A 13594-nucleotide genomic window follows, 5' to 3' on the forward strand; every position below is an offset into this window, starting at 1 on the left:
GAGTGAGCCGACGCTATGAGGCGCGTCTTTACCGCTTCAACGCACGTTGCTCAGTTCGCAACAGCGTCGACGGCACAACACCGCCACGCGGCGCCCGCCAAAGGGACGTTCTGCCGCCAGCGCCGTGTGCCGGCGTACCGCACGGCAGGGAAAGCGGGCGCGTCGCCGGGCCTGCGGTGGCCGTATGCCGGCACTCCGCGGTCGTCTGGACCGCGGAGTGCCGGCGCAGCAGCAGGCTCTGCAGCCTGGACGAGCCTCTTCTGCGCGCCTGGGCAGCACCGCTGCTCCCTCGGGCCTGCAAGCCGCCCTCGACGCCCGCAGACCTCCCCTCGCCGCGCGGCTGCGCCGCATGTGTCGGATGCTTGAGGAGTCAGTGCCGGAGCTCCGTGACAGCACGTGCGCGTGAAAGTGGTGGTCGCATGTCTGTAATGGCGGCGCGCATACGGGTGGTCGTCGCGGATGATCACCCCATCTACCGGGAGGGAATCGCTCGAGGTCTCGCCTTGAGCGGCCAGATCGAGGTCGTTGCCGAAGCAGCCACGGGGCGTGAGGCACTGGAGGCGATACGGGAGCACAAACCCGCTGTGGCCGTGGTCGACTACCGGCTGCCCGATCTGGACGGCATCGCCGTCGTCCACGCGGTCCATCGGGACGAGCTGCCCACCCGGGTGATCATCCTGTCCGCGACGACGGACAGCTCTGTCGTCTTCCGCGCCATCCAGGAGGGCGCCTCCGGCTATCTGGCCAAGGAGTCCCGCCGCGCCGAGATCGTCGATGCTGTGACGAGGGTGGCCAAGGGCCATACCGTCGTTCCCCCCGACCTGACCAGCGACCTGGCCGCCGAGATCCGCATGCGGGCGGCACACGACACACCGGTGCTCACCGAACGTGAGCGGCAAGTACTAGATGCGTTCGCTCGGGGCCTGAGCATTCCGGCGACGGCCAAAGAGCTCGTGCTGGGTGCCAGCACGGTGAAAACCCACGCGCAAAGACTCTACGAAAAGCTTGAGGTCTCCGACCGGGCCGCTGCCGTGGCCGAGGCGATGCGCCGCGGCCTTCTGGAATGATTCCTGCACGCTCGTCATGACGGGGCTTGATCGTGCGAGTGCGGCCCGCCGGCTTCGATTTCGCCGGGGGCCAGGCTCGGCACTGGGGGTCGGGCCGAGGGATTCGGCCGTGGCCCAGGCGACCCGGTGGCAGGTTTCGGCCGCGGCCCACGCGGCACGGTGGGCGGCCGCAGCCCACGCGGCACGATGGTTTCGCATGTACGCACAAGCACCGAGCAGGTGGCGAATCCGGGTCGTGGCCGCCGACAGGATGGCCGGCGCGGAGAACGGCGCACGATTCACGACCTCTGAGAAGGTCACCGACGTCCCGAAACAGGGCTACGAGCGCGGGCTCGGCAGCCGCGAGATCCAGATGATCGCGATCGGCGGTGGGATGGGGCGTCGGTCTGTTCCTCAATGTCGGTGCCGAACATCGAGGAAGCCGGTCCCAGCCTCGTCCTGATGTACGCCCTTGCCGGCGTGATCGTCTTCAAGGTGCTCGGAGTCAGGACGAGGCGGTGGCCCGGGCGTTGTAGTGCCGTGGGCTCGGTGGAGTCGGTTCCGCCCCGCGCCCTCGCAACTCTGCGCAGAAAACGATGAGTGGCGGTCCCGGTGCGGCAGCAGAGGAAAGGGCTCGTGCGAAGGAGTCTGTCTGCCTCGGTCGAACGGTTACTCACCACCGAGCCGGCACGGGTCGTTCCACGCCCGCAGCGAGCGAGAGTGAAGAAGGCGCCCGCTCAGGGCTCACGCCGCCGCGGTCGAAGAGCATGGGTGCCCGTTGCGGGTGCCCGATGCAGCGTGATGACGGTGCCGCCGGATCCGTCCTCCTGCACGGTGCAGGCCAACTCCGTACAGCCCGGCCCCTCGACGACCGCGCCGGTCCCATCGGCCTGCGGCGGTCCGACGATCATGGTGAAACTGACGGAACCGTCCGCCAGCCGGTACCCGATCGAGACTGCGGCGGATTCCCACGGGAAGTGGATGGCAGTGATCTGGAAGAGGTCCGATTCCCCGTCATGCAGGACATGCCCGTCGTCAGGAGCTTCGACGGCCCCTCCGGAAACAGCCTTGGACGTCAGCACCAGCGGGTGCCCGATACGGTTGTTGACGGTGACACGGTATTCGTCGCACCGGGGGCGCGACATGCTCACACCAGCGACCGTGTCCCTGAGCCGTTCGACGAAACGCTTGTCCATGTACCAAGGCTCACGCGCAGGTTGCCGCACAAGAACAGCCGATCGCCCTAACCAGCGGGTGATGATGTGCCCCCCGATCAGCCAAGCCCACCGAGCCCCGCCCACCTGGCAGCTCTCCGCATCGGCTGGGCCCACTGCTCCGTGCTCAGGCAGGAACCCGGCTCGCAGCCTGACGCGATCGCCAAGCACGGCATCCCGAGGGACAGGGTCTTCAGTGTGAAGATCAGCACCCGGATGCAGGTCCGCCCCGCGTTCGAGGAGGTGCTGAACTCTGCGCGGGAGATCAAGGCATACGCGCCGCAGCGCCGGGTCATATTCACCGTGTACGACATGAAGCGGCTCGGCCCTGACGCCGCCGAACTCACCGCCCACGACACCGTCCTGGAGATGTTCGCGGGACTCCTGCCCCGGCATCTACGCCGCACCGACCCCGGCAGGCTGCTGTTTCCGTTCTTCGCCGTCACGGCGGAACCTTCGTCACTGTCGGATGCGCACCGATCCGCCGGCGAAACCACGACGTCATCCCGGATAGGGGGCTGGCTCAGGCCGAACGCGCTCCATGGGGCAGCAAGACAGCGGCGCCCAGCAGTGTGACGCCGAGAATACTGCTCGCCAGTACGAATCCTCCTTGGGTGGCCGAGGCCGTGACGACGCCCTCCACATCGGAGGCATCGGGGTTGAGCGCCAGCACCACCGCTCCTGCCGCCGCTAGCCCGAATACCCCGCCCAGTTGGCGCAGCATTTGCCGCAACACCGATGCGTCGGCCGTCTTGTCCCGGGGAACCGCACTCATCAGTTCTGCGCTCAGGGCGGGAATCGGCATGCCCAGCCCCAGACCGGCCAGAGCCATGCCGGGGACCTGCCACGGATATGTGTACATCGGGAGGGCGGCCGTCCATGCCGCTGCGCCGAGTGTGGCGGCGGTCAGACCGGTCAGTGTGGGCACCCGGGCCGAGTGGAAAAAGTCCCTCATGTATCCGGACGCGAATGTGCCGGCGGTGAGGGTGACGACCAGGGGAAGCAAGCAGATACCGGAGGTGAGGAGCGAGAGGTGCAGCGCTTGCCGTAGGAACACAGCACCATGCACCAGTACGATCATCTGCGCTGCCTGCACCATGAAGGTCACCGCCACTGCCACGGCGTAGGGACGGATGGAGAGCAGCCGCAGATCGACAACGGGCAGCCGGGAACGCAAAGTCAGTCGCACTGCGAACGTCAACGCCACCAGCCCTGTCGCCAGCGCCCCGAGCGGCCTGAGATCCGCAAACCCCCAAAGGCCCCACCCGTACAGCGCCAAGACCAGCATGCCCAAGGCGAAAGCCATCACAAGGCTGTCGAGCACAGGGAAATGCCCTCCTGCCGCTTCGTTCGTGAGCCGTGCCTTGGCAACCATCAACAAGATCAAGGCATCGACTGGAGCATTGACGAGGAAGACCGAACGCCACCCGAACGACTGGGTGAGGACCGCCCCGACGAGGGGGCCGACTACAAAGAAGACCTGTGCGAGACCTGCGTAGATCGCCAAAGCCCTCCCACGTTCCCGCTCCGTGTACAGGTCCGTGATCACAGTGGTGGCCACTGGCAGCATCAGTGCCGCGCCCGCGCCCTGTACAAAACGCATCGTGAGGATGAACGGCTCGGCGCCGTCGCCGCTCGGGGCCAGCCCGCAGCTCACCGAGGCGACGGCGAAGATCACCACCCCGTACTGGAAGGTACGCAGGATGCCGATTTTGCGGGCCAGCGCTCCGCCGACGGGGGTGAGAGAGGCCAGGGACAAGGCATAGACCAGCACCACGCTGTGCATGACGAACGTGGTCAGACGCAGGTCCTGCGCCATCGAAGTCAGAGCGATCGCGACGACCGTCTGGTCGAGCATGACCATCCCGCCGGCCCCGCCCATGGCGGCGAGAACGAACCGCCTTCGGGGAGGAAGCTGGCCTTGAGCAGACGACGCATTGGCATACGACACGCTCGTCCAACGATCGAGGCTCCCAAACGAAACGTACCCCGGGTCCTCAAACCTGCTGGTCAGACGTGACACCGTCGCCCGAGGCCCGCCAAGTGATCCAGAGGGGAGTGGTCTTCCGGCAAGTGCCAGAGGGCGGCTGGTTGTCCAAGGTGCTGACTCCATACGCGGGTCGGCCTGCCCGTCAGCCGTACAAGGAGTGGATGACGATCTTGAGCGATCCGCGCCTAGGGCGCGTATCGAGTCGTGATCAATCTGTGGGATTCGCCCCTCTCGGTGGGGCTGGACTGGGTCCTGTGACAGTGACCTTGACCGATTGCCACTGAAGTTGGACCGCCTGGAGGCGTTTACCAGCGGACCGCCGAGATCAGTCCGCCGGGCCGCTCCTCGCGCTGCGGCGGGGTGCTGATCGGGCGACCGTAGGCCGCAGCGCGCTCGCGCAGGGTGTGGCTGTCGGCCTCCCAGCCGTGCCCGGCCAGCCAGCCCACCGGGTCGTCGGGCATCTCCGAGACCCACATGGACGCCGCCGATCCCGGCACGGCGTCCGCGCCAAAGCGCTCGATCACGCCGCGCGAGCCCAATGTCAGCCCCATCCAACTGCCTGCCGCCGACTGCGCGCTGATCCGGGCCAGCAGCAGCTCCACCGCGTCCTCGGGCAGATAGATCAGCAGTCCTTCGGCGATCCACGCGGTCGGCACCGCCGGGTCGTGCCCTGCGGCGGCCAGCGCGCCCGGCCAGTCCTCACGCAGATCCACCGCGACGGTGATCCGCTCGCAGCGTGCGACGGCCCGCTCCTGGCGCAACACCGAAGCCTTGAAGTCCAGTGGCGCGGCAGTGTCGACCTCGAACAGCCGGGTGCCCTCGGGCCAGTCCATCCGGAAGGCCCGGCTGTCCATGCCGGCCCCGAGCAGCACGACCTGCCGGACCCCGGACGCGGAGGCCTGCTGCAACAGGTCGTCGAGGAACTTCGTCCTGATGACGATGGAGAACGACACGGCCAGTCGACGGCGGCGCGCGGCCTCGTCATCGGGCAGCGGCGGCGAGGAGGGCCATAGGCCACCGGCGCTGGCGAAGGCCTGTGCCAGTGGGTCGCGGAACAGCGCGTTCTCCCGTTCGGTCTCCAGCGCCCGCACCCTGGCCACCCCGACCGCTGTGGCCCACACTCCCGACGGCTGCACCCGCTCCTGCTCAGCAGTCACGGCGTCAGCCTAGATGATCGATTCCAAGGGGGCTGATAAGTACCGGTGGTCAAAGTTCAGTGGCAATCGAACGAGATTCGCTATCACAGGACAGACTGGTAGATCGACTTGTATGACGAGGGCGCAACTGAGTGACAGCGAATGGGAGTTCGTTGAGCCGTACTTGCCGATCGGCCAGTACGGGACGTACCCCGAGCAGCTGCGGCCGCAGTTCGAGGGTGTGATCTGGAGGTTCAGGGTCGGCGGGCAGTGGCGTGAGATGCCGCGGGAGTTCGGTGCCTGGTCGACCGTTTCGAACCGCTTCCGGCAGTGGCGTGACGCGGGTGTCTTCGAGGCTCTACTGGAGGGCCTGGTCGCGGAAGCCGCGAAGCGGGGCGAGGTGGACTTGTCCTTGGTCAGCGTCGACTCCACCACCGCGCGCGCTCACCACGACGCTGCCGTGATGCACCTGGGCCAGGACGTGTTCGCCGCTCTGGAGGAGGCCGCCGCTGAGGAGAAAAAGAACAGGTCAAAGGGGGCGACCCTGAAGGACAGAACGGACTGGACGCCGAAGTGGATCCCGAGCGGGAAGAGCGGCGGCGTATCCGGCACCGGCAAAAACTCCGGCTGAAGGCGGCCCTCCTCGGACGCTCGCGGGGCGGGCAGACCAGCAAGGTCCACCTCGCCGCCGACCGCAAGTGCCGCCCGCTGGCGTTCGTCCTGACCGCTGGGCAGGCAGCCGACAGCCCGCAGTTCGTCCCGGTACTGAAGAAGATCCGGGTCCGGGGCCCTGCCGGCCGCCCCCGCACCCGCCCGGATGCAGTCGCCGGGGACAAGGCCTACTCATCCCGCGGCAACCGCGCCCACCTGCGCAAACGCCACATCAAGGCAGTCATCCCGGAGAAGAAGGACCAGGCCGCCAACCGGAAGAAGAAGGGAAGCAAGGGCGGCCGACCCATCAGTCACGACACCGGCCTCTACAAGGAGAGGAACACCGTCGAGCGCCTGATCAACAAACTCAAGGACTGGCGAGGCATCGCCACCCGGTACGACAAGACTCCGGACAGCTATCTCGCCCGCCTCCAACTGCGCGCCTCGATGATCTGGATCAAAGACCTCACCAGGGCCACTCCTTGATCACGACTCAATACGCACCCTAGTCACTCCAGACGCTGGCCCTCGCAGCAGGTGGGGCTGTTGATGCTGTTGGTGCTGTAGGAGAGGCCCTGTTCCGGGGCTTCGCAGGCGATCTCCTCAGCCTTCGTGTACACGTCGTATCCGATGAAGATGCTACGCACGGCCATGACATGTGCCCTTCCTGTGGGACCAGCAGGTGGTCTCGCCGAGTGGAGAGCGCGCTGCTGTGCCGGCTGGTCCTCTCCATTGCACCTTCTGCCCTGGCCAGGCGATGACCTCCGAGCGGAGGATCTGACGGTGGATGCTGCTCGTCCGCCGGGCAATCAACCGCGCCATCTCTTGGAGACGTCGGCTCCGCAGACGTCGGCAAGGTGGCTTGCTGGCGCGGACCGAGGTCTGAGGAAGGGCGGCGTCGGATGGGAACGGTGATATGCGGTCCCCTCCGGGGTAGGCCAGGTCGGCCAGGGTTGGAGTGTTCAGCCGGGCGCAAGGTCGGCCTGGCGCTGTGGGCGGGTGAGCCCAAGCGCCTTCTCTGACCACCCTGAAAGGGCTCACTGGGTAGTGGCGACGCCGTCGTCGAATCTCGCTCAAAGTCTCAGGATCCGCTCCTCAAAGAGATTCCGCCGCCTCACCTGATAGATGTCACGCGGCAGCCCCCGGAATGCAGCTTGTGAACAGTCGCCGGTGTGACGACAGTTGGGAGTGGCTATGCCGGCAAGGTTCGACGGGCTCGCAAGGGGGAGGCAGACTGCAGCGCATGCATCTGGGCTGGATCTGCACCGGCGTGCCCTCGAGGCCGGACCAGTCACACACATGGCCAAGCGGCAGTCGATGGTATCGAGGCTGATGCGCGACTGTCGTTGCCCGACTGGAAGAGGGCGACTGTGAAAGTCTCTTACACGGTGTCTTTCCCTCTGGCATTCGCCTGCCTTTATGCCATTCTCATCCGGAACCTCAGGCGGCTGCGGTCTGTCGGGTGACTAATGACGCAGACGTAGCCCGCCGCTTATGCCCTGAGACCGGGAGGCAGTTGATGCAGGCAATACGGTCCTGGATGCGGGCCAGACACGTGTCATCGGTCGACAAAGTAGTCCCCGGCATGGTGGCCAACTGCTCGCCGACGGTGCGGGAGTACACCAAGACGTGGACCCATAGGGCCGGCACCACGGACGTTGCGGGGGTCTCTTTCAGCGAGGAGGGCGGGACCATCGTCAAGTCCACACTCCCGACGGCGTATCAGAATGCCTGGATGACCAGCCTTTCGGTCAACCGCGCCATCACGTTCCGCCTCCGGCCCGGTCAGGCCGCGATGGTCCTGGACAATCAGGTGATGCAGCTGGTGGAGGGCACGTGGCAGACCCACTACGACGACCAGCACTGGGGTCACTACTTCTGGTCCGTCCACGACGGTGTCACCCACCCCGTGAAAGAAGGCACGGACGGCATGTACAGCTCGATCGACTACAGGACGCACTGGATGAATGACGTCGAGATGAGTGCCTGCTTGCGAGGGGCGAACGCCGACCTCCCCGGTGTCCCCGTGGTCTGATCCGCATCTCTCGCCCGCTCTGGACCCCGTGTGGCGTCAACACCCCTGCCGACCGGCCGAAAAGGGGGCAGCCGGGCAGGAGGATTGTCCTGGCGGTCTGCGGCGAACGGCGGTCGTCCGACGCATCGGAGTACGTGTCGGTGGCCGGGCCCCGTACCCGGTCAGATCTGTGATCGACCAGCTGTCCCACACCAGGTGGGGGAGGGAGCTGTCTGCCGGTCAGCCACTTGGGGATCACCGCCTGTCTCCCCTGATCGGATCACCCAAGGGAAGGGTCTGATCGCTCTACGCTCAGGGGCGACGAGGTGGACTGGACCGGCACCGAAGGACGGACCCTCACCGCGGTCGTCTGCGCGGTAAGCGTGGACGTGCAGGTCATGTCTTTACGTCGTAGATCTCCTGTCGCGCAGTGACCGGGCCCTTTCATCCACGACACCACGTGTCGTGGACAGGGCAGTGGCCTGCCCACTCCGCTGAGTAGGCGAGACGACAACCGAGCCGTGCGCAGTCGGACGATCCCCGATGACGGCGTACTCGCCATGACCAAGGTGACGGACCGGAAAGCGAGGTGTGATGACTGTAGAGATGACCTCGGGGTTGCGCCGGGACCTGGATTTGTTGGATGCCTTGAGCAGCCAGGAAGCGATCGCGGCGTCTGGCTTGGGTGTCAACCGGATCGCGGAACTGTGTCAGCGGCAGAAGAGTCAGGTGTCGCGTGCACTGGCCAGCATGCTCCAGGCGGGGCTGGTCGAGCGCGACCCCGAAACACTCGCCTACCGGTGCGGCTGGCGTCTGTTCGACCTGGCGGCCGCCACCAGGGAAAGCCATCTGGTGCATTCCGCCCGGCCCTCCATGGAGCGTTTGGCCGGCTCAGTGGGACGGCCCGCGTATCTGTGTGCGCTGCGAGGCTACAACGTCGCAGTTTTGTCGGCGGAGCCGATCGCGCACCGCAGCCGCAACGCGAGCAAGGAGGGCGTGATGGTACCGGCCCTGCACACTTCCGCCGGGCGGGTGCTGATGAGTGAGCGAGAAGACATCACGGTGCGCACTGCATTCGCCCATACTCCCGCCATGGATGGCATGCCCAGTGTCGATGCGCTGCTGGAGGTACTGCGACGGATCCGCGGGGCCGGATACGCGCATCTCGACGGTGAGTTCCACAAGGGGCTGGCCGGCCTGGCCGCGCCAGTGCGGGATTTCACGGCCGGTGTGGTGGCGGCGGTCACCGTCCCTGTCTCTGCGGACCGGAACTCTTCCGCGTCCAACGCGGTGCTCAAGGAAACCCTGCGCTGTGCTGCGGAGCTCTCCTACGCGCTTGGCCACTCGGAGCCCTCCCGTGTGGCCAAGCCCCCGATGCTGGTAGGGCCACGCCGATGCCCCACACCGGGTTGCAGGGATGCCCTGTGCAGTTGAGGGCCGCCGCCATGCCCAACGCCTCGTTGGTTGGTCGACATGCGTGGTGGTCGGATTCCCGCGCGGCGCTCGGAGCCGCCTTCGATAGACCCCACTATCCCTGTTGCTCCTCCGGGGATAGCGGGCTCGACGCGCACCGTCAATCGGCCGAGACGGGGTGGCGGTGTTGGCCCCCGTCTTCACCTGGACGGGGGACAGTCCGGCGCCTGCGCGCAGTTGAACTCCTGAGGGCAGTGGGAGAGGTGGTGCCGGGCCTGACATCGTGCCTCGCTCAACTTCCCTTTGCAATCACCGCACTCGCCTCACCCAGGGCGAACCGAGCCGCAGCCTGGACCCGTAACCCCTCGCGGAACTCATGCCACTCGTCGGACAACCGCCCCCCTGCGAATTCCTCATGCCCCGGTGATACCCCGACAGGTGACCGGACGTCAGCTTCTACGACACCACGAGTCAATCTCGTTAATTGTTGGAACAGAACAATCTCTCGCCTTCGAATCGGTCAACTCCTGCCCTGATTTCCCTTCTGAGCGCTGGCATGATCCCCATGAGGGCAAGTCAGGAGCTATGTAGCATGTACACAATTCAAGGAGGCTCGTGTGACCCGTAACGGTCGTGTGCTGGTGACGGGCGTCGGTGCGATGACGCCACTGGGAGCCGATGCGCCGTCGTCGTGGTCGGGGCTGCTGGACGGTAAGTCGGGGGTGCGTTTCCTGGAGGAGGAGTGGGCCGCGGACCTGCCCGTGCACGTCGCGGCCGGGCTCACGGTGGACCCCGCCTCTCTGCTTCCGAGGGCCGAGGCCAGGAAGCTGGACCGCGGTGAGCAGGTCGCCATCCTCAGTGCGCGCGAAGCTTGGCAGGACGCCGGTGCTCCGCAGGTCGAGCCGGAACGATTCGCCGTCGTCATTGGTACGGGGACCGGTGGTGTCCTCAGCACGCTGGGGCAGGACGACGTCTTCGAACGCGCCGGGATTCGCCGGTTGTCGCCCTTCGCGGTCCCCATGCTGATGCCGAACGGGCCGGCTGCTTGGGTGAGCATGGACCTGGGCGCGAAGGCGGGCGCCAGGACTCCGGTGAGTGCCTGTGCGTCCGGGGCGGAGGCCCTCGCCCTGGGGCAGGATCTGATCCGCAGCGGGCGGGCGGACGTGGTCGTCGCAGGTGGGGTCGAGGCATGCCTGCACCCCTTCACCATCGCGGCATTCGCCCAGATGAAGGCCCTGTCGACGCAGTCCGTGGACCCAGAGACCGTGTCCCGCCCGTTCGACGTCAAGCGGTCCGGGTTCGTTATGGGTGAGGGCGGGGGGATGATGGTGCTCGAACGCGACGAGTTCGCCCGGGCCCGTGGAGCGGGTGCCTACGGGACGTTGGCCGGCAGTGCCGTGAGTTCGAGCGCGAACCACATCACGGCCTCCGACGCGGAAGGCCAGGCCTTCGCCATGGAACTGGCGCTGCGCGACGCCGGCCTGGCTCCGGCGGACATTGGGGTCGTGCACGCCCACGCCACCTCGACGGAGTCCGGTGACCTGGCGGAGGCCGAGGCGATCGCCCGGGTGATCGGCAGCCACGCTGCGGTGACGGCGACGAAGTCGATGACAGGTCACATGATCGGCGCGTCCGGAACGGTTGGCGCTATGGCCGCGCTGTTCGCGCTCAAGGACGGCACGGTGCCGGCCACGCGCAATCTTGACGAACTCGACCCGCGCGTGGAATTGGACGTGGTCCGCGGTGAGCGGCGCACCGGTCAGTGGTCTGCTGCGCTGGCCAACTCGTTCGGGTTCGGCGGACACAACGTCAGTCTCGTCTTCACCAAGTGACGGCGAGACCTTGACCGCCACGCCGGGCGGCATGGGCCCCTCAGGCTCGGTCGCCGCCCACTCGTGACGTCGTGCGGTTGCTCAGACCGGTCTGACCATCAGGCCGGTCAGGACGTCACGAGTTCAACCTCAGTAATCCAACGACCGTAACGACTCGTCGAGCGACTGTCGCAGGAGCCACGCGTCGGGCGCGACGGTGGTCACCAGGATGGCTGAAGCGGTGAGCGGGACGAGGACGGAGCTGTCCCTCACTGCGCGGGCGATGATGGTCTTTTCGGCGAATTCCGGCCGTACGACGACCAGTTGGCCCACCGACCGGTGTCCGGCGAGCACGGCCGGACCGTCCCAGCCGCCCGGTGCCCCGGGACCGCAGGACAGCTCCTGGTCCAGCACGGTGCGGCCCGCCACACGTACGGTGAGCCGGCTGGTGAGCCGCCCGGGTTCCTCCCCGGCCCTCCCGAGCACCTGCTCCTCGCGCAGCACGAGCCGTGCTCCGGCGCCGAGTTCGGCGCGGGTGGTGACGTGCAGGTCGCTGCCGCCGGCCGAGATCAGCTGCTCGGGCAGCCAGTGCAGCTCGGCATCGTCGGCCACGGCGAGCCGTACGTCGTACCGCGCCTCGCTCTTGGTCTGTCCGGGCAGCGCGATGGTGGCGGCGGCCGACCCGACGTGCAGCCGGGCGCCCTCCTCCACCCGTACCTCCACGGAGAACCGGTCACCGCCGAGCGGGCCGCTCATCGCTCCGACGAGCATCACCCGTGCCTCGGAGCCGCTCGCGCGGGTGCGCCGCAGGGCGAGCGGACCGTCGCCGGCCAGCACGGGCAGTGCCGTACCGCCACGTCCGTCGGCGCGGGCGACGATCCGCGCGTTCGCCCGGATGCCGGTCGCCGTCATGCCGTCCACGCGGCGAGCCGCCCGCGCACCCACGCGGCCACGTCCGCAACCCCGGTCTCGCCGCGCAACGACTGGAACACGACCGGCAGTTCGGCCCGCTGCGCCTTGGCGTCGGCGGCCATCCGGGCGAGGTCGGAGCCCACGTACGGCGCGAGGTCGGTCTTGTTGACGACGAGCAGGTCGGCGGTGGTGACGCCGGGTCCGCCCTTGCGCGGGATGTCGTCGCCGCCGGCGACGTCGATCACGAAGACCTGCGCGTCGACGAGTCCCTTGGAGAAGGTGGCGGTGAGGTTGTCCCCGCCGGACTCGACGAGGATCAGGTCCAGCGGTCCGACCGCGTCCTCCAGGTCCTCCACCGCTTCGAGGTTGGCGGAGATGTCGTCGCGGATCGCGGTGTGCGGGCAGGCCCCGGTCTCCACGGCCGTGATCCGCTCGGGCGGCAGCACGGCCTCCCGCAGCAGGAACTCGGCGTCTTCACGCGTGTAGATGTCGTTGGTGACGACGGCCAGCGACAACTCCTCGCGCAGCATCCGGCACAGCGCGGCGACGGTCGCGGTCTTACCGGACCCGACGGGGCCGCCGAGGCCGATGCGCAGAGCGCGGCGCGAGCCGTCGGGACGGGAGGTGCCGGTGTCGCCACTGACGGCCGAGACGCCGCGGTGGGTATGGTCGAGATGCATGGCATTAGCTCCATTTATCGTCCGATAACGGAGATATTCAGGATGCGAACAATCGTACGCTCCAGGAGGCATGCCACTCCGCGCTGATCTCCAGCAGGGGAGCGGACGCCGCGGGCAGCGCGTCGACTCCTTCGGCGCATACTCTCCAGGCCGCCTCGACCGCCGTCTGCGCGACGCGGTCCAGCTCGGGCGCCAGCCGAGCCAGTACACCGGTCGCGTCGAAGGGGTCGAGGCCGAGCAACCGCACGGTCGCCGTTGCCGGCCCGCTCACGCTCTCGTACACCGCGCAGTACGCCGCGTCCTCGGGCTCCAGCCCGGCCGCCCGGGCGACGACGCCGAGGACGACCGGCTGGTGTGCCCCTTTGGTGAACTCCCTTGCCAGCGCGTCGAGTTCGACCGACGGCCAGGTGGCCCGGGCGGCCCGCATCAGCTGCCGCCCGAGTCTGCGCGCGGTGGCCCGCAGGGCAGGCGACGGCGTACGGGTGTCCGCGGCCGCGTCCAGCTCCGCGGGTTCGGCTCCGAGTGCGGCGGCCGCGGCCAGCGAGGCCGACACGAGCCCGGTCGTGTGCAACCGGCCCCGGCAGAAGTCCTCCAGGCTGGCCGCCCCGGTGATCCGGCCGGCCTTCACGGCTGCCTCGGCCCCGCCGGAGTGGGCGTGTCCTCCGGCGGGAAAGCGGCCGTCGGCCAGGACGAGCAGTGCTGCCCTGGACATCAGAAGAGGAAGTAG

At 67.7% G+C, this 13594-nt stretch carries 12 protein-coding genes and 2 pseudogenes; 7 read left to right on the top strand and 7 right to left on the bottom strand.

The genetic code is table 11. The features are described from left to right. Positions 1 to 428 precede the first annotated feature (428 nt). On the top strand, positions 429 to 1067 hold the full coding sequence (locus tag ACFVXA_RS39370; RefSeq protein WP_362033569.1) for a response regulator transcription factor: 639 nt from the start codon (positions 429 to 431) through the stop codon (positions 1065 to 1067). A 250-nt stretch (positions 1068 to 1317) separates the two neighbouring features. After that, positions 1318 to 1547 (top strand): annotated as a pseudogene (gene proY / locus ACFVXA_RS39375) (proline-specific permease ProY); the annotation flags it as partial. A 236-nt stretch (positions 1548 to 1783) separates the two neighbouring features. Here proY and ACFVXA_RS39380 read toward each other — a convergent pair. Next, the gene (locus tag ACFVXA_RS39380; protein WP_390028642.1) at positions 1784 to 2242 is read right to left on the bottom strand and encodes a hypothetical protein; all 459 of its coding nucleotides are present in this window, start codon (positions 2240 to 2242) and stop codon (positions 1784 to 1786) included. Between the two features lie 216 nt (positions 2243 to 2458). Here ACFVXA_RS39380 and ACFVXA_RS39385 point away from each other — a divergent pair, with 216 nt between their 5' ends. After that, on the top strand, positions 2459 to 2836 hold the full coding sequence (locus tag ACFVXA_RS39385; protein ID WP_390028643.1) for a hypothetical protein: 378 nt from the start codon (positions 2459 to 2461) through the stop codon (positions 2834 to 2836). Here the strand turns inward: ACFVXA_RS39385 and ACFVXA_RS39390 are convergent. Further along, on the bottom strand, positions 2784 to 4373 hold the full coding sequence (locus ACFVXA_RS39390; protein WP_390028644.1) for an MFS transporter: 1590 nt from the start codon (positions 4371 to 4373) through the stop codon (positions 2784 to 2786). The genes ACFVXA_RS39385 and ACFVXA_RS39390 overlap by 53 nt on opposite strands. A gap of 182 nt (positions 4374 to 4555) precedes the next feature. Next, a complete protein-coding gene (locus ACFVXA_RS39395; RefSeq protein ID WP_383911405.1) occupies positions 4556 to 5371 on the bottom strand; it encodes a class I SAM-dependent methyltransferase in 816 nt (271 codons plus the stop codon). A 148-nt stretch (positions 5372 to 5519) separates the two neighbouring features. On the opposite strand from ACFVXA_RS39395, the pseudogene ACFVXA_RS39400 reads away from it, so the two are divergent. Further along, positions 5520 to 6523 (top strand): annotated as a pseudogene (locus tag ACFVXA_RS39400) (IS5 family transposase). 23 nt (positions 6524 to 6546) lie between these two features. Here ACFVXA_RS39400 and ACFVXA_RS39405 read toward each other — a convergent pair. Further along, the gene (locus ACFVXA_RS39405; protein WP_362033581.1) at positions 6547 to 6690 is read right to left on the bottom strand and encodes a hypothetical protein; all 144 of its coding nucleotides are present in this window, start codon (positions 6688 to 6690) and stop codon (positions 6547 to 6549) included. 1082 nt (positions 6691 to 7772) lie between these two features. Here ACFVXA_RS39405 and ACFVXA_RS39410 point away from each other — a divergent pair. The 3 genes from ACFVXA_RS39410 to ACFVXA_RS39420 all read left to right on the top strand — a co-directional run bounded on the left by ACFVXA_RS39410 (position 7773) and on the right by ACFVXA_RS39420 (position 11296). Beyond that, a complete protein-coding gene (locus tag ACFVXA_RS39410) occupies positions 7773 to 8072 on the top strand; it encodes a hypothetical protein (protein ID WP_383748361.1) in 300 nt (99 codons plus the stop codon). Between the two features lie 573 nt (positions 8073 to 8645). Next, a complete protein-coding gene (locus ACFVXA_RS39415; RefSeq protein WP_362033587.1) occupies positions 8646 to 9485 on the top strand; it encodes an IclR family transcriptional regulator in 840 nt (279 codons plus the stop codon). A 596-nt stretch (positions 9486 to 10081) separates the two neighbouring features. Beyond that, entirely contained in the window at positions 10082 to 11296 is a 1215-nt protein-coding gene (locus ACFVXA_RS39420; protein WP_390028645.1) for a beta-ketoacyl-[acyl-carrier-protein] synthase family protein, read from the top strand. 129 nt (positions 11297 to 11425) lie between these two features. Here ACFVXA_RS39420 and ACFVXA_RS39425 read toward each other — a convergent pair whose 3' ends face one another. From ACFVXA_RS39425 to ACFVXA_RS39435, 3 genes are read right to left on the bottom strand one after another with little or no spacing between them, the layout of a single operon-like run. Beyond that, entirely contained in the window at positions 11426 to 12187 is a 762-nt protein-coding gene (locus ACFVXA_RS39425; RefSeq protein WP_390028648.1) for an urease accessory protein UreD, read from the bottom strand. Continuing rightward, positions 12184 to 12867 (bottom strand): urease accessory protein UreG, encoded by a 684-nt coding sequence (gene ureG, locus ACFVXA_RS39430; protein ID WP_390028646.1) that lies wholly within the window; start codon positions 12865 to 12867, stop codon positions 12184 to 12186. The genes ACFVXA_RS39425 and ureG overlap by 4 nt, the downstream gene beginning before the upstream one ends. Before the next feature lie 37 nt (positions 12868 to 12904). Next, positions 12905 to 13579 carry an urease accessory protein UreF gene (locus ACFVXA_RS39435; protein ID WP_390028649.1) on the bottom strand — a complete coding sequence of 225 codons (675 nt, stop codon included), beginning with the start codon at positions 13577 to 13579 and terminating at the stop codon, positions 12905 to 12907. Positions 13580 to 13594: the final 15 nt, after the last annotated feature.

This window comes from Streptomyces sp. NPDC058246 (assembly GCF_042881985.1).
Taxonomy (GTDB): domain Bacteria; phylum Actinomycetota; class Actinomycetes; order Streptomycetales; family Streptomycetaceae; genus Streptomyces.